Below are 24,552 nucleotides of genomic sequence, written 5' to 3'. Positions count from 1 at the left end.
CCAAGGCTATCGTAAGGGAGCTAAGCGATGAGATCAGGGTCGACTATGATATCGTTGTTTAGAATATAGCCTGCGACCCCTTGTGCATTTGAAAGGATATTTGTGCCGAGACTGATGCGGAGATCATAACCATCTCCGACTATCCTCAAGAGGAATAGGCCATTGCTCTGCTGGATCAAGCCGTACCCAAGATAGTTGCTTGCGAGCTGGACATCCTCACTCTGCTGGTAGTCGGCGATGGTGTTTGTGCCGGAAAGGATACGGTATGTATCGATGCCTCTCGTGCCGCCGTCATTGACGCCATCCCCATAAATCAGCCTGCCTCCAGCAGTTGCCCCATTGGCAATAAGGGTGTCGGCGCCACTGCCGCCCAGCATGGTATCGTTTCCAGCACCGCTGGTCAGAATATTGCTGCCGACATTGCCAACCAATGTATCTGCTTGAGATGAGCCAATGATGTTCTCGATCGTGTTTACAATGAGGTCGCCAGAAGCATCGCCGCCTGATCCGGTCGTGGCCGCGCCTGGAGTCGTGTTGGATGTAAGGGCCACTGTGACGCCGCCCGATGATGTAGAGTAATCGACCGTGTCAATCCCGTCGCCGCCGATGAGAACATCCGCACCTGCCCCGCCACGGAGAGTGTCATTGCCGGCTCCACCGTCGAACCGGTTCGCGATACCATTGCCGATCAGGAGATCGCTAAAGCTGGAGCCAACCAAGTTCTCGATCGTGCTGAGCTGGTCTCCTGCAGCATCGCCTGCGCTGCTTTGGGGGCCGGCAAGGTTCAGATTGACCGTGACACCAGCGTCCGAGCCGAGATAGAGCGCCGTATCTGTTCCCTCCCCACCTACAAGAACGTCGGCTCCGGCACCGCCTCGCATGGCATCGTCGCCGCCGCGACCTTCAAGACGATTGTTTGCGTCAGTGCCCGTCAAGGTATCGGCGAATTCTGTGCCGATTACGTTCTCGATTTCGGCGAGAACGTCGTAGAGAATTCCTCCGTCAGTCCTTGCTAAAACTCCGGGTGAGCCCGTCACCCCTAGTACGGTCACACCGGTTGAGAAACCGGAGTAGTCAACCGTATCTGTACCAGAACCTCCGATCAGCGTCGCTCCATCTGTACCGGTGCGCAGGAGGTCATTGCCATCGCCGCCCTCAAGGCGGTTCACGCCCGCGCCGCCGTCCAACGTGTCATCGCCGCCAGCGCCGTAGAGGCTGTCATTGCCACCTCCGCCAGCAAGTATGTTGTTGTTGTTGTCGCCGGCGAGAATATCATCGGCAGCACTTCCAATTAGATTCTCTATGCTGTTCAGCACGTCTCCTGCAGCTGCTCCAGAGACCGCCCCCGTCAGAAGATTGATGCCAGCGGCGCCACCGCCGGAATAGTCGGCTGTGTCGATCCCGGCGCCACCATCGATCTGGTCGGCTCCTGATCCACCATTCAGCGTGTCATTTCCCTCGCCACCATCGAGAATGTCGTTTCCTGCCCCTGCAAAGAGAGTGTCGCTTCCGATGCCGCCATCTAGGCCGTCATCGCCATCGCCACTATTGAGGTCGTCGTCTCCGTCGCCGCCCTGAAGCTGGTCATGGCCCGATGCGCCATTGAGAGTGTCGTTACCGGTGCCGCCATTCAGGCTGTCATTCCCGAAGCCGCCGAAGAGTTGGTCGTCGCCGCTACCGCCCTCAAGCGTATCATTCTCGTTTGCACCGTTGAGGAAGTCGTTGCCGGCTCCCCCATAGAGTGCATCTTCTCCGAAGCTGCCGAGGAGAGTATCATTGCCGCCTCCGCCAAAGGCTGTATCATTGCCACTGCCGCCGTCAACGACATCGTTTCCACCTTCGGCATCGGCGTCGCCGGCGTCTCCATAAAGGATATCGTTTCCGTCAAGACCGCGCACGACATCGTTGCCGATGCCGCCGATCAAGAGATTGCTTAGGCTGTTGCCGGTCAGATTGTCATTGTAGCTTGAGCCGGTGATATTCTCTATGCCGCTGAGAACATCGCCGGTAGCGTGGCCACCGCTACCACGTGCAGTGAAACTTGGGTTCGAGGGAAGAGTGATGAAGACTGCAGCGTTGGAGGCAGAATAGTCTGCCGTATCGATGCCATCGCCGCCAATGAGAGAATCGGCGCCTGCACCGCCAATCAGCGTGTCGTTCCCTGCACCGCCATTGAGCGTGTCAGCTCCATTGCCTCCATCGAGTTGGTCGTCAGTTGCTGCGGCCGTCAGCCGGTCGTTGCCATCACCTCCGTCGAGAAAGTCTGACCCCGATGTATTTGCACGAACACTGAGGGTATCATTCCCGCCCAGGCCCTTTATATGAAAAGACCCATTCGTTGTGACCTCATAGGTATCGTTGCCACTTGTTTGCTCGGCAACCTGGTAATTTATTGGGGCGGCCAGCAGGGAAGGGGAGAGTGAGGGAGCCACCTGGTCCTCACTGCCCGTCGTGCTCTGGCTGCCGGAGCTGTTGCTAGGCGCCATTTTCGACGTGAAGCTGCGGATGAAGGTTCTCTTTGCCATCGCATGATCTCCTGGCTTCCTGCAGGCTTGAGCAGGTAATTTAGGCTATTCTAGAACCTGGCCGGTGCTACGATCTACGACGCTATCGGTGAGCCTTCTTTGGGTGTAGATGATCCACATCAAACCTACACCTTCCATCACCAAAAGGCGGGGCTTCTATGCTGAGAGCCGAACTGCACGTGCAATGCATCTCTTGAAACTAGTGGAATTCGCCAACCCGAGTAGATCGCTCAGGGAGTACCGGCTTGCGGCTGCGGCTTGAATACCTAGCCAATGAGAAAAGCCCCGGGGCAAGCCCCGAGGCTTCAACGAACGCCCGTTAGATGGGCGACGATGCTTATCAATCAACGGCCGAGTAGCCGGTGACCGCGATGCTCGAGTATTCGTCCGTGGTCACAACGGCAAGGTTGACTTCCGTTGCGCCATCGTCGCCCACAGCCTGGACGTCGATATTAAATGCCGCGAGATTACCGTCGATATCGACATCGACGCAGATATCGGCTTCGACATCCAGTTCACTGTCGTAGGTCACCTCGGTGTCGAAGTCCACGTCGACATAGGATTCAAAGTCATAGGTAACGTCGAGATCCCAGTTGAAGTCGTCATTACCGCCGTACGGGGGCCAAGGAAGGGTCATTGTGTCCTCCAAATGCTGTGTTGGGTCGTTCCAACACCCACAATGTAGATCTTTCGCTTCGATGGCCCAAAGGTTCACAAGATCTAATCGCCTATCGAAGTATGCCTCCTGCTCAAACAGCTCTCGGGATGAACCTGCACTCGCATCTACGTCTTATGGTTTTATTCCAGGGCACATATGCTGCTTCTGGCGAGGTGCGAAGAAGCATCTCAAGCGGCGAAGGGTGTAGGATAGGCCTACACATTGCGCTCAAACTTCAGAGCGTTGTCGCACTGCTTCTGCGCTGCAGATCGAAAAGTCTCAACTGTTACACTCCAATTATCATTTAGCTGAAGGTTAGCGGCCATGACTATCAATCGCGGATTCAACCTGAGTGCGAGCGTCATCGAGACAGAAACCGACATTATGACAGGAGAAGCGACATCCCTTGCCGATACTTATGATATCTTCGCCAATGTATCGACCGGGTCTATCGAAGGCAGCACGGATGAGCTGGCACTGGCTCTCAACGCGGATGCTACTGCTGTGGGGGACGATACGGTCGCAGCTCTGTCGGCAGAAGGCAGCCTTACAACCAGCGCAACGACGAACTCGGCACAGGGCTCGATCACGGCAAGCGCAGCGAGTACTTCGCCAGATCAGGCCTATGCGTCCGCAACGAGTTCGACTGACCTGATCGGAGGGGCCGAGTACAGCGTATCGTTGAACTATGGCTCGACGCTTGTGAATCAGGACGAAGCAGGGACCTCTGCCACCTCCACCTCTACATCGAGCATGTTTGCGTTAACGGTCGAGGAGCCGACGTTCTCCACTGTGGCAGTTGAGGACTTGCAGATTCCCATTGCGGAGAGCTCTGGTGGCCCCGAGGAAGACATGTTGGTGCTTGAGGCAAGCACCGCCTCCGTCGACGGTTCATGTGATTTCAGCGAAGACTGCGAGGACGACTGGGATGGAAATATTGCTATTTTCGAGACTGATTTGACCGTCTACGCACAGGACAGCTACGTTGCTCTCGATCTGTATGCTTTTACAGTCGAAGACCAGATCTCGAGCATCAACATGAGCGCATTACTGGCCGCCGGCTGAAACAGGCCCGGCTTAGAGGAAAACGCGAGTGCCGCTTCAGTGACATTCTCACCTCTTATGCGCTCGTGCGGGTTTCAGGCTGGCCGTGGCCAGCATTCTGAGCAGGGGGGCTGGAGTCGTTGGCCGCCAGTCTGTCGATGACCAGCGTGCGCTGGTCCAGAGCATTGAGGAAAGCTCGTATTTCCTCGCGTAGCCGATCCTGCTCCTGGCGCTGGCTTAAAGTATCTCTTGCTCTTTGCGCTTCGAGGTAGCTGCCCAGCGCCACCAGAACGGCGCCGCAATAGGCGATCATCGCTAAGCTGTAATCCTGGTTCCCGGTGCTTGCCTGAGCCATGAGCACAAGCGACAGCAGGCTCATGATTGCCGCGGCGAAGGTGTGAAGTCGTGATCGCGAGAGTGCTGCTAAAGCCGGCGGCAGGCCGAAAAGAGCTACCATCAGCGGCCATGGGGCGGTGATCAGGAATTGTGCCGTGCCGGGAACTATCCCCGCCGCGCTTGCCAGTAAATTGCTGCCTGCGTCTATCATGGCGCTCATCCGTTCTGTAGAACGGCCTTTCTTTTGCAGGGGAGGGTGCCGCCTGCAGCACTCATCGCCCTGAGTTCATCTCGAGGGGTTGGGAGACAATACGCCTGGTGCGGACGGCCCGGGTGAAACACTTCTCGGACTAAGGGGCGATCCTTGCGGAGGTGGTTCCGGCAAGGTCGCCGGGCTTCCCTCTATGGTGTCGGCGGCTTCGGACATCTCAGCTGCCCGCAGTGCAGCCTGGGTACGGTTTGCCGCGCCGAGCTTTCTCATGATCTGCCGAATGTGGACTTTGACTGTTGCCTCCTGCATGTGAAGCTCACGCGCGATCAGCTTGTTCGACTTGCCGAGACGTAGACAGGCTAAAACCTCTTTCTGTCGGACGGTGAGGTTTCCGGAAGCAATCAAGGCGCCATGAGGGCCAGGTGACGCATGTGCCTGTACCCCGGTGGGCGTATCGGAGAGCTGAGGCAGGCCTGCAAGTGCATGAGGCGGGAAGAATGTTCCTCCACAAAGAATGAAGCTCAAGGCACGAAGGGCAACATTGGGATCGGTTCCTGTGGCGATGAAACCCTGAGCTCCTGCTTTGAATGCAGAGACAACCTGCCTCGGCTCCTTGGTGTCGGAAAGAATGACCAAGCTCGCATCGGGAACCGCTGTTCGAATCTGTTCAAGCGCATGGCTGATATTGGAATCCCCAACATAAGCTGCCCCGATGCTCAGGATCGCCATCCTGCATTGCCTCGGAGGCCGAATTTCTGCGAGACTTGAGGGCGAATCAAGTGATGCTATGGAGATGCCGCTGGCTTCTGCCCATTCCTCCAGCAGGCGCGCTATGCCCGCACGGCGGAACTCAAGGGCGTCGATGAGAGCAATGACAAGGCTCTCAGCCTCATGGCTGCTGAAATGAGTTGGCATAATCCCCCCGGTCAATGCGTTGTAGCCAGCCGAACACGCGAGACGCGAATTGTAATTGAGCTGAGGAGAAGCTTTTTGCTTTTGCGCCGGGATCTACAACCGGCGCATGTAAGGATAGTAGTATAAACTGATTTCGCAACCTAGACTGAAGGCGCAAGGTTTTTTATCATAGGAGTTAGGCGACCATCCGGCGAAGGTATGTCCAGTGACATCATCTGCCCCAAAGGTGAGACATAATCCTTTTGGTAAGCCTATAGACCGGGACACAAGATGAGTGGAAGAGCCAGCAGGGTTGAGCAGCGGATAGTGCTGGGCTACGTCAGTGTATTGGAATGAGGTGGCGGCAGAGACGCTTTTCTGAAGCTCTGGTCCGACTTCTTGGCAGGGATTTCCGCGTCGCGGGCGAACGAAAGGAGCGCAGTCGGTGGAAAGAATGATCCTCCACCCAGGATAAAGGTCAAAGCTTGGAGGGCGAGCTCGGGCCTCGTGCTTGTAGGTATGAAGCCATGAGCCCCCGCATCGAACACTCGTAGCATCTCCTCCGGCTCCTCCCGGTCGGAGATGACGACGAATGGCACACCTGATTTCTGCTCGCGAACGGTGCTGAGCCATTGGATGTGATCGGGCTCACAAATAAGCTGGCCTCCAATATTCAGTATGAACATCCTGCTCGAGAGGGAAGCCTGAAAGTCCAAGACGTCCATTGGGAGGAGCGTCAGTCCCAGGGACGCTGCCCAAGGATCGAGAACTGCTATCAGTCCAGCCCGCCTGAAGCTCATGGCGTCAACGACTGCGACTGCCGATTCTCTGCTAGCCTCGGGCTCAGACGCGTACATTGCTATCACCCTTCCATCCGTAGAGCGCTGCGATGATCATCGAAAAACAGGAATTGCAAGGATTCTAAGGGAAGTCAGGGTTCTCTCCAATTGTATCGAGCGGTGCTGGAGGGCTGAAAAAAGACGTATGCTCAGCCTACAGATCTGTCCGCCTATCAACCGTTAGGTGAATGGATGCGCCAAGCGCGCATGAGGGCTTAGCTCTCTCTCTGCCGCTTGTGGTTACGATTGCGAGTTGTAGCCTGATAAATAATGCCGCCGTACAACAGGTACGGGCGCCGCTTTGACTGGGCGCAATCAGGCAGTCCGCTACCCGCCATTGTGGTGCGCAATGCCGAACCGGGAGCGCGTCTACCACGCTCCGAAAGCTAATCCGACGTCGTAAAGAGTTGAGAGCGGATTCGGCGGCAACCGTGCCGCCGAGCAAGCAAATCTAGCCTAGAAGGCTCAGGTAGTCGCTTATTGCGAAATAGTCGACGCGAGCCGAGACCGTGTGGGCCGAATCTCCCTCAAGGAAGATGTCTTGAGCGATGGCAGAGGCTTGAGCCTCGGTGAGAGGTGTACGCCATGCCGCTTTCCCATACTGGGAATTGGTTTGGAAAAAATTGTCGAAGGTCAGTACGGAGTTGCCTGCTTCACTATAGAACGTGATGGTCAGGTCCCGCGGGTCGAACTTCGCGCGCGAGAGGGAAATGATGCCCTGGTCGAGCGCCTCCAGTGCGTCCTCAATGTTCCAGGAGCCGCCATGTGCAACGAGACGGTCGCCCTGGCTCACGCTGAAGCCATTGAGGGTGTCACGCCCGAAGTTGCCGTGCAGGACGAACAGGTCATCGCCGCCTCCTGCTGTTATGATGTCGTTGCCGTCGCTATACGGAGAGCCTGTCCCCAGTTGTATGGAGTTCCGACCTCCTCCGGCATGAACCACGTCGTTCCCGAGCCCCCCGCTGATGACATCATTCCCGGCTTCACAGGTGATTACATCGTTTCCGTTGCCGCCATTGACAATGTTATTCCCCGATCCTGCGCCGATAACGTCTCTGCCATCACCTCCGAAGATCCAGTCATCGCCACTCATCCCCGTGACGGCATCATCGCTCTTCCCGGCAAAGACCGTGTTGTTGCCATATCCGGTAAAGATGATGTCGTTGCCGTCACCTCCAAAAATCCAATCGTCGCCCTTTCCGGCCATGATGAAGTCGTTGCCGCCCCCTGCATGAACGAAGGTATCGGCATTGGTGGTGAAGATCATATCGCTGCGGAAACCCCGCAGGATAGGGACTGCTCCGCTGCCGCTGCTGTCCACGGCAGCTGTGACGGTGGTGGCGCTGGTTGAGAAGTCGTCGGTCGCCAGTGACATCTGGTCGACGTTGACGTAGGAATTGTCGCCATATGCTCTGGCGTCGATGGCAAAGGTGGAGAGATTGCCTTGAATTGTAGGCGCATATTGCGGCCCGTTCAGCTCTACGGTGTCATAGGTCTCCTTGGATCCGAGCGGAACGTTCCAGCCGACGATGTTGAGTGCCAAGAACGACGTGTGCGATACTTCGGTCGCCCAGGATTGGCCGTTATACTCACCGCTCCCCGACCATTTCGTTGTCGACGACAGCGAGAGATCGGCTCCGGCAATGCCCACATGGCTGCTGGCGGATGCGTAAGCGACTTCACCAGGCTGCGACTGGGCAGCGGCGGTAAGCCATGCCGATCCGAAGGCGACCTGAACGGCGCCACGGTCGAACGTGCGGCAGTATATATTCGAGTCGGCGAGAGTATTGTCGCCGACTGCGCTAGCCTCTCCACTCAGGGTCGCGGCTAGACCGCTTGAGGAACTAGCCGTGCGTGAGTGGCCCGTATCGTTTCCAAAAGACGGGTGCCCGATTTTCTGAAAGCCGGATACGGATATACTCCGGGTCATGTTCTACTCCTCAAGTGCTCTTTGTTGATAGAGCTAGCAGATCTGAGGAGGCTCTGAACGCGCGCAATAGGATATAATGCCGATGAGGAGTATCGGCGTAAACATGCCTAAGCCTTACGTCGTCGAGCAGTATAGACCTACAGGTGTACGCGTCCTTCGACTTAGCTCAAGATGCCTACTATTGGTCGATGTTCACCTGCGCCGTCAGCCCGGACAAACCCGTTGCCGAGCGAATATGCGGCAGAGCTTGACCGCTCAGCTGGCTTTCGCGGTTCGATACTTATGCGCCGAACCCAAGCAACAGTAAGTCTCTCAGCGGCCCATCAACTCCGAAACCACTTCCGGGTCAGGCCTCACCAGGACCTGGATGCGTCGGCCGTCCGGGAGCTGGATGGTTCGCAGGGTCATGAGGCGCAGACCGGATTCGAGGCCGTCCTGGATCCGCTCGGAGCGCGTAACTCTCGTACGCCGTTCGGCTGCTCTGCGCTTTTCCTTGCGGGAGACCTTCCGCTCTCTGCTCACCTTTTCGCGTTGTGTTTTGGCTGCAACTGCGTTGCGGCGGGACGAACGCTTTTTCTGGCGCTCGACTGCAGCCTTGTCACGCTTCTCCTCGACGGCTGGCTTTCGCGATTCTGCAACGGCTGAGGCCTCCGCCCCGTCGGAACGCCCGCTGGGCGCGTCAGCCTTCTCGGCAGTTTCGGAAGAAGGTGTGCTTTCAGAACTGGCGAGAGGTTCGGGATCTGGCGCCCTCGGCGCCGATGGAGCCTCACCCGGCCGGGAAACGGAAGGCTGAGCCTGTGCCCCGGCCGCCGGTGGATCAACCCAGGGGCGCCGGGTTTGGGCGAGGCTGGCGGAGGAGCCAACAGCCAGGCTCGATAGCGAAGCCGCCGCCAGGAAAAGCCGAAGGTGTCCAATCATCGCGATTCTCTCAGGGTCATCCGAAAGAGAACGCTTCCTTTGCCTCCTCCGGTTCCATCTTGTCTCTGTCGTAGGGGGCATTGGCTTCGTGCGATACTACATTTCAATCGCCGGGTGCCGATAGCCCCTTGCCGATAGGGACTTCGGAGGGGATATAAGGAACCGATTCACACGGGAATGTTTCATGGACCAGATCTCTGTCTTGATGGCTGATCCTGCCGCGTGGGCTGCCTTGGCGACCCTGGTCGTCATGGAAGTGGTCCTCGGGATCGATAATCTTATCTTCATTTCAATCCTGACGAACAAGCTTCCTGCTGATCAGCAGGCCCGTGCGCGCCGGATCGGCATCGCCCTGGCCCTGATCCTAAGGCTAGGCCTCCTCGGCACGATTGCCATCATCGTTCAATTGACGGAGCCGCTCTTCACGGCTTTCGGACATGCCTTCTCCTGGAGGGACCTCATCCTGATTGCCGGAGGCCTGTTCCTGGTCTGGAAGGCCACGAAGGAGATCCACCATAATGTGGATCCCGATCCGGGCCCTGATCTCTTTGAAGGCCCGCGGGCTCATCTGAGTTTTTCATCGGCCATCGTCCAGATCCTCATTCTCGACCTGGTGTTCTCGATCGACAGCATTATCACGGCCGTCGGTATGACCGACCATGTGCCGATCATGGTCGTCGCCGTCGTGGCTGCAGTGACGGTCATGCTCGTGGCGGCTGACCCCCTCGCGCGCTTTATCCAAGCCAACCCGACAGTGGTCATGCTCGCCCTCGGATTCCTGTTGATGATCGGCATGACGCTGATTGCGGAGGGCTTCGGAGCTCACGTTCCGAAAGGCTATATCTATGCAGCGATGGCCTTCTCGGCTCTGATCGAAGGGTTGAACATGCTCTCGAGGCGGGCGCAGAAAAGGCACTGAGGCAAACAGCAGGCCTGCGGTCCAGCCGACGTTAAGCCGTCGGCTGGATTTTTTACGTCACGGTGACGGCGCTTGGGCCCGGTTGCGTTCCGCCGAGCCAATGGCGGTTTGCAGGCGCGGCAGGTAGTCCCAAAGCTCGCGATTGAGCTTCTTCAATTCGTTGACGGTCCTTGCCAGTTCCTTGATGCGGGCCTCATCCATGGGACGCACCTCGCCCAGCACCAGGCGCCCCGCGCTTTCTCTGATCCTCATGGCATGGGTATGCGTAATCTCACCGCGCTCGCTGACTGCATACATGCAGTGATTGAGCTCATTGCGCACACGGGTGCATTCGTTGAACCTGTCGATCAGCCGTTCGAGCGACTTCATCGTGTCACGATCTCTGACCTTCGCCTTCCCCAGACGCTGGACGAGCTCCAGCCGCGCCCGGGTCGTATTCAGCGTTGCGAAGACGATGGCGGCTGAAACCTCGTCCGTTTCCAGGAGGATCATGAGAACATAGATGAACATGCTCTCATTGTTGGACCAGCTGAAGACAAGATTGCCGATCAGGGCGAGGACCATGGTCCGGTGATCCGCCGAATCGATCGCTGCCGCTTCGATGGCCTCGAAATCGGGTTTGCTTGGCAAGCGGGCTGGCATGCAGCAGGTGCTCCTCTTCAGCCGCAGATTATAGTGCAGTCTTCCCTTGTGACGATTGCCTCGGAAGGGCGCTTTTTCCGCACCGCAATGACCGGCAGGCTGGTGCGCGGGAGATCCCGAGTGGCATCTCCGTCTTTCATCCATGCAGAGCGGCTGAGCTATCTTCGCGCCCGTCTCTGAATGCAGGAAGTCTTGTCCCGCCTCATCTGAAGCGGCTCGCCTTGTCCTGTGCTTTCAACTCCCGAACCCGGGTTACCCGATGGAGTTAGATGGCGCGGTCGACAAACTTTTCTCCGTCGCTTCGTCAGCCGTGCATCCCCTTCAGTTCATGAGCATATTTGCCTCTACTAGGCTTCGTTTCGGGCGGGCTACCACTTTTGCTCGACTGGACCGACTCGGGGGAAGTGCCTTTTACTAGTCTGGCTTTCGGCGAGAAGAAGAAAAAATCTTGGCGAAAGTGTGCCGGGCGCAACCAGTAGCGGCGCTGCCCGGTTCAAATGCTTCCTGAAGAGATCATTGCCTCCAAAGCAGTAGATCTACTCCTAGGGGCTAAGTCGAGTACGCCATCGAGAAGTGGGCCATCTGGTCCAGGAGCGACCTGCAAAATCTGAGGCCGTTCGAACGGGGAAATGGAGAGCATTTCCCTCAACGACAACACGCATCCTGTCCCGAGAAGCGGGACTGGGACTGTTCGCGGAAAGCAGCGAGCCGCAACGGCGGATGCTGCAAAGAAGGGGAGGTGCCAACAATACTTCACCCAGATCTCTGAAGATGGCCGGAAATCTGTGTCTTGCAGAACATGGCCCTACTGGAACTTCCAACCACTTGAAACCCAGATAGCATCATTAGCTTTGAGGCCGCACACGTAGAAGATGAGCGGTTCATGGCGACATCGATGCTTCTCTTACCGAGAAAGAGGACAATATCATGTCGGACAACAACAACCCCGTTCTTGCTGCCGCCCTCCTGGGTGGAGCAGCTGCCGCCGGCGACGACATCAACAACGACAGCTTCAACCATGTGGACACGGATGTTGACACCGATCTCGAGAACATCGGCAACGACAACAGCGTCGACGACAGCCACAACGACAGCAGCACGGACGTAGATGTCGATGCTGAACTCGAGAACATCGGCAACGACAACAGCGTCGAGAACAGCCACAACGACAACAGCACCAACCTCGACGCCAATCTCGAGAACATCGGCAACGACAACAGCGTCGAAGACAGCCACAACGACAACAGCACAAACATCGATGCCGACCTCGAGAACATCGGCAACGACAACAGCGATGACGATGTGGCGATCGGCAACGACAGCATCGGCAACGACACGCTCAGCAACGTCGGCAATACCGATCTGGACGTCGCTCTCGAGAACGTCGGCAACGACAACAGCGACGACGACGTGTCGATCGGCAACGACACCTTCGAGAACATCGGCAACACCAACGTCGATGTTGGGATCGATGTCGATGTATCGGACTCGTTCAACACGTTTGACTCCGATTGGATGGACCTTGAGAACGTGGAATTCGATGTTGCCTCGCTCGTCAGCTCCTGCGGCGACGCTTTCAGCCTGACGCAGGTCAGCGAGATGGTCGATAACGACGTCGCGACCGGCAATGACGTCGGCTCCGGTGCCTGGTCTCAGGGTGTCACGCAGGAAGTCGAAGTTGAGGGCGAGGATGCGCATGACGACATCGATGTCGGCGCAGACGCTCAGGCAGACGCAGCGCTGGACGCCGCCTTCAACCAGACCATCTCGATGGGCGCCAACATCCAGTACCACGTCATGAACCTGAACGTGACCGGCGGCGGCGACATCGACAGCGAGGCCTAAGTCTAGAATCTTCCGAAAGGCTCGCGCGGTCATCCGCGCGGGCCACTTTTCCTTAGCCCGACGATTTCAAGACAACTACACCAGCGGGAGCCATCGATGAACTCGGAAGCAGTCTCTGAACTAATCTGGCACTTTGCTGGACATCTGCATCTGACGGAGGATTATACAGCCTCCCGGCTGACCTACAGCGAGGTCGGATACCAGGTTCGGTCCCAGGTCTATGATGGCGAGGACGCTCCGGAGGAGATACCGCAGGTCGATCCGGTGGAGCTGAAAGGCATTGAGATCCGTGTCACATACTCGCCTCGCTATGAGAACCATGAGGTCATGGGGCATATCGATGCTGCGAAGTATCAGATCGGCAGTTCCATTGCCGCGGGCCATGCAGATATCCTGACGCTGAAACTACCGGAAGCGAACATAGACCTGCCGGACCGGGAGGCTATCATCGTTTCAAACGAGTTTCTTGGCTCGCCGCCATCCGGCGATGACCTGAAGCCGGTTCTAGATCCGGAACCGACGACGCAGCAGCCTGATCGTGAGCCGGTCTATACGATCCAGTATGCCGATGACGCCATGGGGAAGGTGGCTGCGCTCACACAGCAGAACATCGCCTCGGATCGGGATTTCTTCTCCAACGGCGGTGAGGACTTCGACGGGCTGCATCATGTCGGCACCGGGAGCAGCGTCTCCGACATGATGGATGCAGCGGCTGAGTTCATCCCGGATCTTCATCAGCAGCAGGGAATGGGCTCCCAGTTCTGGACGGATGCCGTGATTGCCCATGACGATGCTATCGGCTCGGGTGAAATCACCGGTGAGGTCCTCGCACCCGGTCGGTACGTGAATGGCGAGCTTCAGGCTGACAATTCATCCGACGACGAAACAGGACAGCAGAGGCCGAGCGTCCCGGAGCGCACAGAAGGCGATACGGATCCGGGCCAGGTCGCAGAGCTCGGAGCCAACAAGGCGCAGAACGCTGCTATCATCGGGGACCTGAATGAGGCTCCTGCGACCCTGATCGTCCTGGGGGACTACTACGAAACAAACAGCATCTATCAGGCCAACATCCTGCAGGATAAGGACAAGATCTTCGACGGGGGAGCATTTCCGATTGATCTCGCAAGCGGCGAGAACCGTACGGATAACATCGCCAATCTTGCGATAGAGGAGATCGTGGCGCAGACCTATGCCAACAGAGGGATTGGTGATCTGAACGTCAACGTCGACTTTGTCGACGGTGACTTTTTCGACGTCAAGGCCCTGAGCCAGAGAAACTACATCGATGACGGCGATGTTACGATCCAAACCCAGTACGATTCTTATTCCAAGGTTCTGACGGGCGGAAATGGGCAGTACAACGCCGCCAAGTTCGTGGACTGGGGCAAGGACTACGATGTCATCATCGTGCTCGGGGACTATCACTCCGCCAATATCATCTCGCAGGTGAACCTGCTCCTGGACAACGATGTCGTAGGGTACGGGTCCGGTGGAGGAGGTTACTATGGCGCCGCCGCCGGGGACGGTCAGGCCGCCTATACGGGCCAGAATGCCCTTCAGAACGAAGCCTCCATTACGAAACATGGTGCAACGACGTTTGCCGGCATCACGGGTGAGTTGCAGAGCCTCATCGATGCCATCGGCAATCAGGACAGCCTCAATGCCAACGCCTGGTCCAGCTTCTACGGAGCCGCCTCCGGGAATCTGGATGTTCTGTTCGTGACGGGCAACTACTACGACTTTAACGTCATCTCGCAGGTCAACATGATCGCCGACGCTGACCTGGGCGTTCAGATGAACGGCGGATCGGGCACGCAGTGGCTGTCTACGGGCGGAAACACGCTCATCAACATGGCAGAGATCATCAACGCCGGCGGCCTCCACAAGCAGTATCTCGGCGGCTCTCTTTACGAGGATTCGACGCTCGTTCAGGCGAACCTGGTGTCGGAAGAATCTGCCCTCACTCAGAGCAATCCGCTCGCGCTGGTGTCCGAACTGGTTGCCTTCCTCGATCACCCGCAAGGGGACGCCTATGAAGGAGAAAACTGGACGTCGACTGTTTTCAACAATCACGACTCATTCGGCAACGTCCTGACTTAGGCCGTTCTCCGCGCTGGGCATCGACTGGGGAAGAGCATGTACAAAGGGCACTTGAAACTACTGCCGAGCGATGAAGAGCAGGCGGGATTGAATATGAGGCAGGGCGAGGCCTCACGATCCTCGCGGGTCGCTCCGCAGAGATGGCTGGATGCGCCGCCGCAGACAAGTTCGGAGCAGCCGCCCCTCAAGGGCAGGGCGGAAGCTCCCCAGCTCAAGCCGGCTCAGGTGCGGCCTTCCGTTCCCTTTGTGGATCACAGGGCCAAAGACATGGATCCGGGCAGTCCGGCGACGGAAGAAAAGAAGGGCGGTGGCGGATCGGGAGGAGGAGGGCGGTCCGGTTCGCCCCCTTTGCAGCAGCGCCTCAGCGACAGGGACTTCCGTGACGTCCTCAAAAGCGGTCTTGCTTCCTGCCGGCGCAACCTGATCACGGTCGCAATCTTCTCGTTCTTCGTGAACGTGCTGGTGCTAGCCGTTCCGATCTACCTGTTCAACATCTCAGACCGCGTCCTGACGAGCCGCAGCACCGACACCCTGGTCATGCTGTCGCTCATCGTGGTCGGAGCGATCCTGGCCCACGTCCTGATGGATATGATGCGCCGCTTCATCCTGATGCGGATTGCTGTGGAGGCAGAGAGCAAACTCGGCGCTCCGGTCCTCAGCGCTGCTGCCAAGGCTTCCCAGAACGGGTCGAGCAAGGAGTTCCAGACGCTTGGGGATCTCCAGCATGTACGAAGCTTCCTGACCGGTCCCGTTCTGCTCATGATGCTGGATGCGCCGGTTGCGCCCGTCTATCTCCTGGCGGTGTTCCTGATTCATCCTGAGCTCGGGTACATCATCACCGCAACGGGGGCGATGCTGCTCGTGATGGCATTGGTCAATCAGAAGATGACGGCCATTCCCTACGCTCAGGCGAACGCCTATGCCACGCGGGCCAATCTTCAGGCCGACGCCATGGCACGTAATGCGCAGGTCATCAACGCTATGGGCATGATCCCGGAGGGCGTTCTGATCTGGGGCCGGGAAACCTGCGAGTCCCTGAAAGCGCAGGTGATGGCGCAGGATCGCAACATCATCCTGGCGGGGATTACGAAGTTCATTCGCCTGACGACGCAGATCGCCATATTGGGTTGGGGCGCTTGGCTCTCCATGGGGGGCGAACTGACGGGCGGCATGGTCATCGCAGCTTCCATTGTTGCGAGCCGCGCACTCTCGCCCATCGAAGGCACCATTGAAGGGTGGCGCAGCTTCATTCATGCCCGCTCGGCTTATGGCCGTATCAAGACGCTTCTGAAGAACTCGCCTCTCAACCAGGAGCGCCTCCGCCTGCCGAAGCCTGAGGGCCGGTTGAGCGTCGAGCGGGTTCTCTACGTTCCGCCGCCGAACAAAAAGGTGATCCTCAACGGCATCACCTTCCAGCTCGAGCCGGGAGAGACGCTCGCCATCGTCGGGGCGTCCGGTTCCGGGAAGTCGACCCTGGGACGCATGCTCGTTGGATCGATCGTGCCGACCGCCGGCAATGTGCGGCTCGACATGATGGACCTGCGCAACTGGGATCCGCGGCAGTTCGGCGAGAGCGTGGGTTATCTCCCGCAGGACGTTCAGCTGTTCCCTGCCAGCATCAAGGCCAACATCGCCCGCATGCGCGACGACGCGACGGATGAGGAGATCTTCGAGGCGGCCGAACTGGCCGACGTCCACGAGATGATCTCCCAGTTCGCACAGGGCTATGAAACGATCGTCAGCATGGACGGCAGCCCTCTCTCAGGTGGGCAGAAGCAGCGGATCGGCCTCGCCCGGGCCTTCTTCGGCTCTCCTCGCCTCGTCGTCCTCGATGAGCCGAACTCGAACCTCGATTTCCCCGGCGAGCAGGCGCTAGCAAGGGCCATTTCCCGTGCCAAGCAGAAGGGCATTACGGTCGTCGCGATCACCCAGCGCCCGTCGCTTCTGAAGAGCGTCGACAAGATCATGATGATCAAAGAGGGGACGGTTCAGGCCTTCGGCCCCCGTGACGAGGTGATCCCGCTCATCACCGGCCGCAAGGCGCAGAACGGTCCGGCAATCATCGAAGGTTGAGGCAAGCAATTATCATGTCCCGTACAACACCTCTCATCCTCGAAAAGCAGCAGGAATGGTATGCGAGCGTGCCCCGCAGCACGCGCCTTCCAACTCTTCTAGGAACCGGCATCTTGGCCTTCAGCGTCATGGGTTTCGGCTTCTGGGGAAGCATGGCGCCCATCGCCGGCGCCGTCGTCACTCCTGGCGCTTTCGTCGCGACAGGTCAGAACAAGCTCATTCAGCATCTCGAAGGCGGGGTCATCAAGGAGATCCTTGTCCGCGAGGGCGACCTTGTTGAGCCGGGGCAGGCGCTCCTCGAACTCGATGAGACGACACCTCGGGCCGAACTGCGCAGGCTTACCCTCCGCCAGGCTCATCTGTTGGCGATCGAGGCGCGCCTTCGCGCCGAGATGATCGATACCGACGAGATTACATTTCCGCGCGAACTGGAGCTCCATCGGGACACAGACCCGGAAATCGCAACGATCATGAAGGCCCAGCGCGCGACGCTTGCAGCTCGCCGGAAGAGTCTCGCAAGCGAAATCGTCTCGATCAAGACTGGCATCGACGCCCTGGAGGAGCGGGTCAAGGGAAGCACGACTCAGCTGGCCTCAGTCCGCCAGCAGATCGCCTATTTCGAGGAGGAGCTTCAGACGAAGGAGCAGTTGCTCAAGAGCGGGCTGATCCGCAAATCTGAGGTCCTGGCCTTGCAGCGCGCCCGTGCGAACCTCCAGGGAGAAGTCGGGCGCCTGACGGGCGATATCGGAGATGCCAAGGAGCGCATTGCCCGCTCGGAGGAGCAGATCGCCGGTGTACGGAACACGGCGGTCAAGACCTCGGTTGAGCAACTGCACGAGACGCTGGCCGAACTGGCGGACGTTCGGGAGCGGTTGCTCGCCTCCCAGAGGGTTCTGGATCGCATCAAGCTGACCTCCCCTGTCAAAGGCGTCGTCGTCAAGCTGCGCTATCACACGCCGGGCGGCGTCGTAGAGCCGGGCAAGACGGTTATGGAGATCGTCCCGCTCGGTGAGAACCTCCTCATCGAGGTCAGGGTGCGGCCCCAGGACATCGAGAACGTCAAGATGGGCCAGCAGGCCATCATCCGGATGACGGCCCTCAAGCAGCGCATCACGCCGATGATCGCGGGCCAAGTGGTCTACGTCTCTGCGGATACGTTGCCGGACGAAACCAGTCAGCTGACACGCAGCGACGTCTATGTGGCCAGAGTGGCGCCGGAGCCTGCAGAGATTGCAAAGATCGAGGGCTTTGCACCGACGCCCGGAATGCCGGCCGAGGTCTATATCAAGACAGCCGAGCGCACCTTCCTCCAGTATCTCCTGCAACCGCTCAAGGACAGCATGAGCCGCGCTTTCCGAGAGCTGTGAGTTCCTGCGGCACCTATCAGGTTCAAAGAGTACGAAAGTGCTGTTGGGGCTGCTCACATTGCGGGCGGCCCCAATAACGCCCAGAGCGCAGTAAGGTTCCGCGCCGGCCGGAATAGATTGAACTCTGCGATTACGAGGTATGCGAAGGGCTTTTAAAGCAAGTCGTATATCTTCCTAGTTATTGCTGCGCCGCGGCATGCTTAATAATTATTGGAAAGCCTAATTTGCATGATGAGGATTAATTGAATGAAGGCAGCTCTAGTGTTTGGCGCCGGCGGCTTCATCGGGTCTCACCTCGTAAAGGAGCTGAAAAGGCAGGGCTTCTGGGTTCGGGGCGTCGACTTGAAGATGCCGGCCTTCGGCGAGACCGCAGCGGATGATTTCATCATTGCGGATCTGCGGGATCCTCAGAACTGTCGCGCCGCCATCGACCGCCGCTTCGACGAAGTGTACCAGCTCGCGGCCGATATGGGTGGCGCCGGCTACATCTTCACCGGCGAGAACGATGCTGACATCATGCACAACTCGGCGACGATCAACCTGAACGTTCTGGATGCGTGTCTGCGCCGGAACGTGCGGCGGGTCTTCTATTCCTCCTCGGCCTGCATGTATCCGGCCTATAACCAGGAGGATCCCGACCGTCCGGTCACCCGGGAGGACAGCGCCTATCCGGCTGCTCCCGATTCCGAGTATGGTTGGGAGAAGCTGTTCTCCGAGCGTCTCTATCTCGCCTATAACCGCAATTACGGCATGCAGTGCCGGGTGGCGCGGTATCACAACATCTTCGGCCCCGAAGGGACCTGGGACGGCGGTAAGGAGAAGGCGCCCGCCGCCTTGTGCCGCAAGGTGGCGCAGGCCGAGAATGGAGGGGAGATCGAGATCTGGGGCGACGGCCAGCAGACCCGCTCGTTCCTCTATATCGACCAATGCATCAAGGGCACCATCATGCTCATGCGCTCGGATTTCGAGGGTCCGGTCAATATCGGCTCGGAGGAGATGGTGAGGATCAACGAACTTGCCGAGATGATCATGACCATCGCAGGCAAGAACCTGCGGATCCGCAACATTCCGGGGCCCGTGGGCGTGCGCGGACGCAACTCCCACAACGAACTGATCCGCAAGCGCTTGGGTTGGGCGCCGGACGAGCCGCTTGAGGTTGGATTGCGCAAGACCTATGCCTGGATTGCGGAGCAGGTCGAGAGGACGAGGGGCCGGAACCATCGGGCGGCTGCCTAAGCCTGCAGACCCTCGCTCATTGAGGGCGTCGCGGTCTCTTGACCGTGACGTCCTTGTATGGACCATGAACGCCCTGCGCAGGTGAGGCCGAGATGGATGGAGCCCCGAAGAGCGGCCATTCTTCCGTGAAGTTCGGAACAAGCGGTCTCCGTGGCCTGGTCACGGACCTGTGCGGCGTTCCAGCCTATGCCTATACCCGAGCCTTTGCCGAGATGCTCAAGCAGGACGGTTCGGCTGCGCTTGCGCAGAATACGGTTCTGATTGGGCGGGATCTGAGGGGCAGCAGCCCGGAGATCGCCCGCCTGTGCGCCGCAGCGCTCCTGGATTCAGGCCTGATGCCGCAGGATTGCGGCGAGCTTCCGACGCCTGCTCTGGCTTATGACGGAAAGCGACTGGGCCGGCCCGCGATCATGGTCACCGGGAGCCATATTCCGGAGGACCGAAACGGGCTGAAATTCTACCGCACTCTGGGCGAGATCGACAAGAACGACGAGCAGACGATCTCTGCCTGGCACGCACGCCTGGCGATCGGCGCAGTGCCCAGTCGTCCCGGCTCCGATGATAGGAGAGCACCAGAGTCCGACCCGCTCGCCTCCTATAAATCGCGCTACCTCGACTTCTTCCGGCATCGCGCCTTGGCGGGCCTAGCCGTCGGGATCTATCAGCATTCCTCGGTCGCCCGCGATCTGCTGGTCGAGATGATCGAAGCGCTCGGTGCAAGAGCTGTTCCCCTCGGCCGCGCGGACCGTTTCATTCCAGTCGATACGGAGGCTCTGCGCGAGGAGGATCGGGTGCTGGTGCGGCGTTGGGCCGAGGAAGCATCGCTCGACGCCATCGTCTCGACCGACGGAGATGCAGACCGCCCCCTGATCGCTGATGGAACTGGAAACTTCCTGCGTGGCGACCTCGTGGGGGCAATCACCGCAAAGTTCCTCAAGGCCGATACAGTTGTTACCCCGGTCACCTCGAATTCCGCCCTGGAGGAGGGCGGATCATTCGCTCGGGTCGTCCGCACAAGGGTGGGCTCACCCTATGTGATCGCGGGAATGACGGAAGCTGCTGTCTCCTCCCAAGGACGCACCATCGTAGGCTTCGAAGCCAATGGCGGCGTCCTCCTCGGAACGGAAGCGGTGCGGAACGAGCGTCAGCTCTCAGCTCTGCCCACGAGGGACGCAATGCTGCCGATCCTCTGCATTCTCGCCGAGGTCGTTGAGAGGGGCGAAACGCTCGCACAGATCGGCTCCGGATTCCATTTCAAGGCTGCCCTGAGCGACCGGCTTGAGAACGTCGCAACCGAGAAAAGCGCCGCTTTCGTTTCCAGGCTTTCGAAGGACAAGAATTTCCTTGAGCAGATACTGGCGCCACTCGGCGCCCTTGCGCAGAGAGATGACCGCGATGGGTTGCGCCTGATTGCAGATACAGGGGATGTGCTGCACTTCCGTCCGTCAGGCAATGCGCCGGAACTGCGGGTCTATGTGGAAGCGTCAACGCCGGAGCGTGCGGAAAAGCTGTTGAGCTGGGGGATTGCGGCGGCGGAGCAGTACACGCGCTGAGCTGATGCCGGGACCTTGAAGCGGTTGTTGCTCCAACATCCTCATTGGGTAATCCCTCCTCGCCTCCTCAGCAATCGCTTGCCCACTCCTCGGCGGATACCATCCGCTCTCAAATGCGATACCTTGGTATCTCATGATCGAACTCGTTCGTGTGTCACCGGATCGTCCTCGGCTGTTATCGACAATGGAATGGCCGAAATCTGGCGCTGTGCGGAGTTGAACCGCTTCTAAGGAGAAGGATGTTGAGCGCACGCGTTTTGATAGCATCGGATTACAACGCCAAGGAGCGTGCGCATTTCGCACTGTCTTACGACTTCTGCCGCATCATCGCCGAATGCGACGATGCCGAGCTGATTGCGCCTCCCGTACACCAGTATCTCAAGCAGTATTTCGGACGCGTTCTTCCGCCGAATGATGATCTGAACGTGCAGCGGGACTTCAACAGGCTCGTCAACGGCGTCCGCAAAGGGCTGGGTATGAAGAACGCGCCAACCATCACTCCGGTGGACCTCGGCAGTAAGGAGTATGAGCTATTCGCCTATATTGCCTGGAGCCCCAACGCCCTCGTGGAACTCTCCCGGATCCGCCATTGGCGGGAGAGAAGTGCGAAGGCCGTTTTGTTCATGCATGAGCTGTGGGTCAGTACTCTTGAGGAAAACAGGGCATACCTCAGGATGCTGGATCAGTTCGATCATGTCTTCCTTCTGCATCGGGCGGCGGTTCCAAAGCTTCAGCGCTACACGGATACCCCGTGCTCCTTCCTGCCGACCGGTACCGATTGCCTGGCCGCTACGCCTTACCCCAAGCCTCCGGAGCGGGTCATCGACGTCTATTCCATCGGCAACAGGCCGGCCGGCCTGCACAGGCAGCTGGTCGAAATGGCCGAGAAGCAGGAGATTTTCTATCTCTACGATAGTCTGGCCAGTTCGGACTCGCGCATGAAGGACTGGCGGGAGCACCGCCTCCTGGTCATGAACAATATCAAGCGAAGCCGATACTTCATCGCCTTCAGTCCTGCCTCTATCGCCACTTCGAAGGCGCGGCAGGTACAGGACGAACAAGTGGTGCCCTCTCGCCTTTTCGAGGGTGCTGCCGGCGGCGCGGTCATGATCGGGGAGCCACCGCAATGCCCCGAATTCAATGAGCTCTTCGATTGGCCGGATGCGGTGGTGAGGGTTCCTGCCAAGCCTGAAGATGCAAGGGCGGTTCTGAAGGAGCTGGACTCCCAGAGCGTTCGCATGGAGCGCATCCGGCACGTCAATGTCATCCAATCGCTCAGGAGGCATGACTGGTCATATCGCTGGGAGCAGATGATCAACACGATCGGAGTAGAAGCTTTGCCCAAGCTGCAGCAGCGTAAATCGCGACTTAACGATGCTGCCAATACGGCTGAGGCAGCCCTTGAAATGAAGGTGCGGCCGACTGCCGTCAATGCTGGCTGACGAAGGCAGTGGCAAAGCGCTCTGCGCGCATCCCGCCATACCTATTTTGATCCACTTCCAACCCTCCAGATAACCCGGGCGGAGATGATGTGAAAAGGTAATATGTAGCAATAACTACGTGCGCAGCCGCCGTTCTCCCGATCATCTGATAGGGCCCAAATATATGCTGATTATCGAGCGCAGTGCCTATTCGCCCCAAGCTCTCTTGTCTTCCCACATCTCCAGCGTCAGCAGTGTGCTGAGCGAGATCGACTTGGAGGTCGTGCAGCGTGTCGTTCAGATCCTCCGGGAAGCCCGCGACAAGCGGGCGACAGTTTACATCGCGGGCAACGGCGGCAGCGCATCGACGGCATCCCACTGGGCCAACGATCTCGGGAAGGCCACCAAGCGCTCAGGTCGCCTTCCGTTCCGGGTCATGTCGCTTTCGGATAATACGTCTTGGTTCTCGGCGCTCGGCAACGATGAAGGGTACGACCAGGTCTTCGCCGGCCAGCTGGAGAATTTCGCCAATCCGGGAGATGTCCTGATCTGCATTTCCGCGAGCGGAAACTCGCCCAATCTTGTCCGTGCCGTAGAAGTGGCCAGCAGGCGAAATATGACGACGGTCGCCCTGCTCGGGTTCGATGGCGGCGAACTCAGAAGTCTCGTCGACGAGCCCGTGCTGATTCAGACCCCGAAGGGAATGTACGAGCTGGTGGAGGATGCTCACTCGATCATTGCCCACGCCATCACACGATGCCTGGTCTCCGACTACCCGGAGGCCGGTGAATGAATGCAAACCTGCATTCCGCCGATGAAGCTTACGTGGAAGGGCGGGTCTATCGCCGTCCAACTCAAGCAGTCATCCTTGCAGGAGGGCGCGGAACCCGGATGCGGCCGCTCACGGACGACAGGCCCAAGCCTATGGTTCCCGTCCTGGGCAAGCCCTTTCTGGAATACCAGATCGAGCAGTTGCGCGAGCAAGGCTTCAAGAAGGTTCTGCTGCTCCTCGGTTACCTGCCTGATGTGGTAATGAACTACTTCGGCGACGGCAGTCGCTGGGGGATTCAGATCGAGTATGCCGTCACCGAGCCTGATGACCTGACCTCCAAACGCGTGGCTCACGCCCGCCACCTGATCGATCCCTGCTTTCTCCTCCTTTACTGCGACAATTACTGGCCCATGAGCATGGACAGCCTGTGGCAGCGGTTCCGGCAGATGGGGAAGGCAGGGCTCCTCACGGTCTACAGCAACAAGGATGCATATTCCCGCGGCTGCGTGCGTGTCGACGAGGATGGCAACGTCCAGGTTTTCGACCGGACGCGGACGGCTCCCAATCTCCAGGGGGTCGAGATCAGCTATGCGATCCTGACCGACCTTGCGCTTGAGCTGCTTCCCGACGAGCAGGTTCTTCTCGAAGAGGCTCTCTATACGCCTTTGGCGCAGCAGGGACGGCTGGCTGCCTATGTCAGCGATCACCGCTATTACAGCGTCGGCTCGCTCAACCGGCTGCCGGACACGGAAGCATTTCTGCAACGCCAGCCGACGATCATCCTGGATCGTGACGGTGTCCTGAACCGGAAGCAGCCGCGCGCCCATTATGTCCGGAGCTGGCAGGAATGGGAATGGCTGCCCGGCTCGCTGGAGGCCCTGCGTCTTCTGCATGAGGCGGGTTTCCGGGTCATCGTCGTCACCAATCAAGCCGGCGTCGGACGGGGTGCAATGAGCGGCGCCGACCTCCAGAGCATCCATGACCGGATGACGTTGGAGGTCGAGCAGAACGGCGGATCGATCGAGGCCATCTATTATTGCCCGCACGACTGGGACGCAGGCTGCGACTGCCGGAAGCCCAAGCCGGGTATGCTCTTCAGCGCCCAGAAGGACTTCCATCTCGACCTCTCCCGCACGCTCCTCGTGGGTGACGACGAGCGCGATGGAATGGCGGCGGCGAGCGCCGAATGCCCCTTCGAGCAGGTGACCGAGTCCCGCTCGCTTCTCGAGATTACCCGCGACCTCCTAGCAAAACGGATGCACTGAGCAC

At 58.7% G+C, this 24,552-nt stretch carries 19 protein-coding genes; 11 read left to right on the top strand and 8 right to left on the bottom strand.

Translation table 11 applies throughout. The features are described from left to right. Positions 1–20 precede the first annotated feature (20 nt). Positions 21–2,525, bottom strand: a complete 2,505-nt coding sequence (locus tag LG661_RS13160) for a beta strand repeat-containing protein (RefSeq protein WP_230532360.1) — start codon at positions 2,523–2,525, stop codon at positions 21–23. A 340-nt stretch (positions 2,526–2,865) separates the two neighbouring features. After that, positions 2,866–3,162: a hypothetical protein gene (locus tag LG661_RS13155; RefSeq protein ID WP_230532359.1), complete on the bottom strand. Its 297-nt coding sequence runs from the start codon at positions 3,160–3,162 to the stop codon at positions 2,866–2,868. Between the two features lie 345 nt (positions 3,163–3,507). Here LG661_RS13155 and LG661_RS13150 point away from each other — a divergent pair, with 345 nt between their 5' ends. Next, a complete protein-coding gene (locus tag LG661_RS13150; RefSeq protein ID WP_230532358.1) occupies positions 3,508–4,248 on the top strand; it encodes a hypothetical protein in 741 nt (246 codons plus the stop codon). A 55-nt stretch (positions 4,249–4,303) separates the two neighbouring features. Here LG661_RS13150 and LG661_RS13145 read toward each other — a convergent pair whose 3' ends face one another. The 5 genes from LG661_RS13145 to LG661_RS13125 all read right to left on the bottom strand — a co-directional run bounded on the left by LG661_RS13145 (position 4,304) and on the right by LG661_RS13125 (position 8,959). After that, a complete protein-coding gene (locus LG661_RS13145; RefSeq protein ID WP_230532357.1) occupies positions 4,304–4,774 on the bottom strand; it encodes a DUF494 domain-containing protein in 471 nt (156 codons plus the stop codon). A gap of 75 nt (positions 4,775–4,849) precedes the next feature. After that, positions 4,850–5,689 (bottom strand): response regulator transcription factor, encoded by an 840-nt coding sequence (locus LG661_RS13140; protein WP_230532356.1) that lies wholly within the window; start codon positions 5,687–5,689, stop codon positions 4,850–4,852. Positions 5,690–6,003: 314 nt separating this feature from the next. Further along, entirely contained in the window at positions 6,004–6,525 is a 522-nt protein-coding gene (locus tag LG661_RS13135) for a response regulator (protein ID WP_230532355.1), read from the bottom strand. A 433-nt stretch (positions 6,526–6,958) separates the two neighbouring features. Continuing rightward, a complete protein-coding gene (locus LG661_RS13130) occupies positions 6,959–8,437 on the bottom strand; it encodes a calcium-binding protein (RefSeq protein WP_230532354.1) in 1,479 nt (492 codons plus the stop codon). Between the two features lie 312 nt (positions 8,438–8,749). Then, positions 8,750–8,959: a hypothetical protein gene (locus LG661_RS13125; protein ID WP_230532353.1), complete on the bottom strand. Its 210-nt coding sequence runs from the start codon at positions 8,957–8,959 to the stop codon at positions 8,750–8,752. A gap of 580 nt (positions 8,960–9,539) precedes the next feature. On the opposite strand from LG661_RS13125, the gene LG661_RS13120 reads away from it, so the two are divergent. After that, positions 9,540–10,274 (top strand): TerC family protein, encoded by a 735-nt coding sequence (locus LG661_RS13120; RefSeq protein WP_230532352.1) that lies wholly within the window; start codon positions 9,540–9,542, stop codon positions 10,272–10,274. A 57-nt stretch (positions 10,275–10,331) separates the two neighbouring features. On the opposite strand, the gene LG661_RS13115 is transcribed toward LG661_RS13120, so the two are convergent. Then, positions 10,332–10,916 (bottom strand): hypothetical protein, encoded by a 585-nt coding sequence (locus tag LG661_RS13115; RefSeq protein ID WP_230532351.1) that lies wholly within the window; start codon positions 10,914–10,916, stop codon positions 10,332–10,334. 927 nt (positions 10,917–11,843) lie between these two features. On the opposite strand from LG661_RS13115, the gene LG661_RS13110 reads away from it, so the two are divergent. The 9 genes from LG661_RS13110 to LG661_RS13070 all read left to right on the top strand — a co-directional run bounded on the left by LG661_RS13110 (position 11,844) and on the right by LG661_RS13070 (position 24,548). Further along, positions 11,844–12,761 carry an MSCRAMM family adhesin SdrC gene (locus tag LG661_RS13110; protein ID WP_230532350.1) on the top strand — a complete coding sequence of 306 codons (918 nt, stop codon included), beginning with the start codon at positions 11,844–11,846 and terminating at the stop codon, positions 12,759–12,761. Between the two features lie 96 nt (positions 12,762–12,857). Further along, positions 12,858–14,861, top strand: coding sequence for a hypothetical protein (locus LG661_RS13105; RefSeq protein WP_230532349.1), 2,004 nt, complete (start codon positions 12,858–12,860; stop codon positions 14,859–14,861). A 267-nt stretch (positions 14,862–15,128) separates the two neighbouring features. Then, positions 15,129–16,934 carry a type I secretion system permease/ATPase gene (locus tag LG661_RS13100; protein ID WP_407666708.1) on the top strand — a complete coding sequence of 602 codons (1,806 nt, stop codon included), beginning with the start codon at positions 15,129–15,131 and terminating at the stop codon, positions 16,932–16,934. 14 nt (positions 16,935–16,948) lie between these two features. Further along, positions 16,949–18,301: an HlyD family type I secretion periplasmic adaptor subunit gene (locus tag LG661_RS13095; RefSeq protein ID WP_230532347.1), complete on the top strand. Its 1,353-nt coding sequence runs from the start codon at positions 16,949–16,951 to the stop codon at positions 18,299–18,301. Between the two features lie 246 nt (positions 18,302–18,547). Beyond that, positions 18,548–19,537 carry an NAD-dependent epimerase/dehydratase family protein gene (locus LG661_RS13090; protein WP_230532346.1) on the top strand — a complete coding sequence of 330 codons (990 nt, stop codon included), beginning with the start codon at positions 18,548–18,550 and terminating at the stop codon, positions 19,535–19,537. A gap of 92 nt (positions 19,538–19,629) precedes the next feature. Beyond that, positions 19,630–21,090 (top strand): phosphomannomutase, encoded by a 1,461-nt coding sequence (locus LG661_RS13085; RefSeq protein WP_230532345.1) that lies wholly within the window; start codon positions 19,630–19,632, stop codon positions 21,088–21,090. Positions 21,091–21,239: 149 nt separating this feature from the next. Continuing rightward, positions 21,240–22,532, top strand: coding sequence for a glycosyltransferase family protein (locus LG661_RS13080; RefSeq protein ID WP_230532344.1), 1,293 nt, complete (start codon positions 21,240–21,242; stop codon positions 22,530–22,532). A 118-nt stretch (positions 22,533–22,650) separates the two neighbouring features. Further along, a complete protein-coding gene (locus LG661_RS13075; protein WP_230532343.1) occupies positions 22,651–23,304 on the top strand; it encodes a D-sedoheptulose-7-phosphate isomerase in 654 nt (217 codons plus the stop codon). Further along, on the top strand, positions 23,301–24,548 hold the full coding sequence (locus LG661_RS13070) for an HAD-IIIA family hydrolase (protein ID WP_230532342.1): 1,248 nt from the start codon (positions 23,301–23,303) through the stop codon (positions 24,546–24,548). Before LG661_RS13075 ends, LG661_RS13070 begins: the two co-directional genes overlap by 4 nt. Positions 24,549–24,552: the final 4 nt, after the last annotated feature.

This window comes from Microvirga roseola (assembly GCF_020866965.1).
Taxonomy (GTDB): Bacteria; Pseudomonadota; Alphaproteobacteria; order Rhizobiales; family Beijerinckiaceae; genus Microvirga; species Microvirga roseola.
Note: the sequence above shows the minus strand (reverse complement) of the source record. Positions and strands in the feature narration are given on the sequence as shown.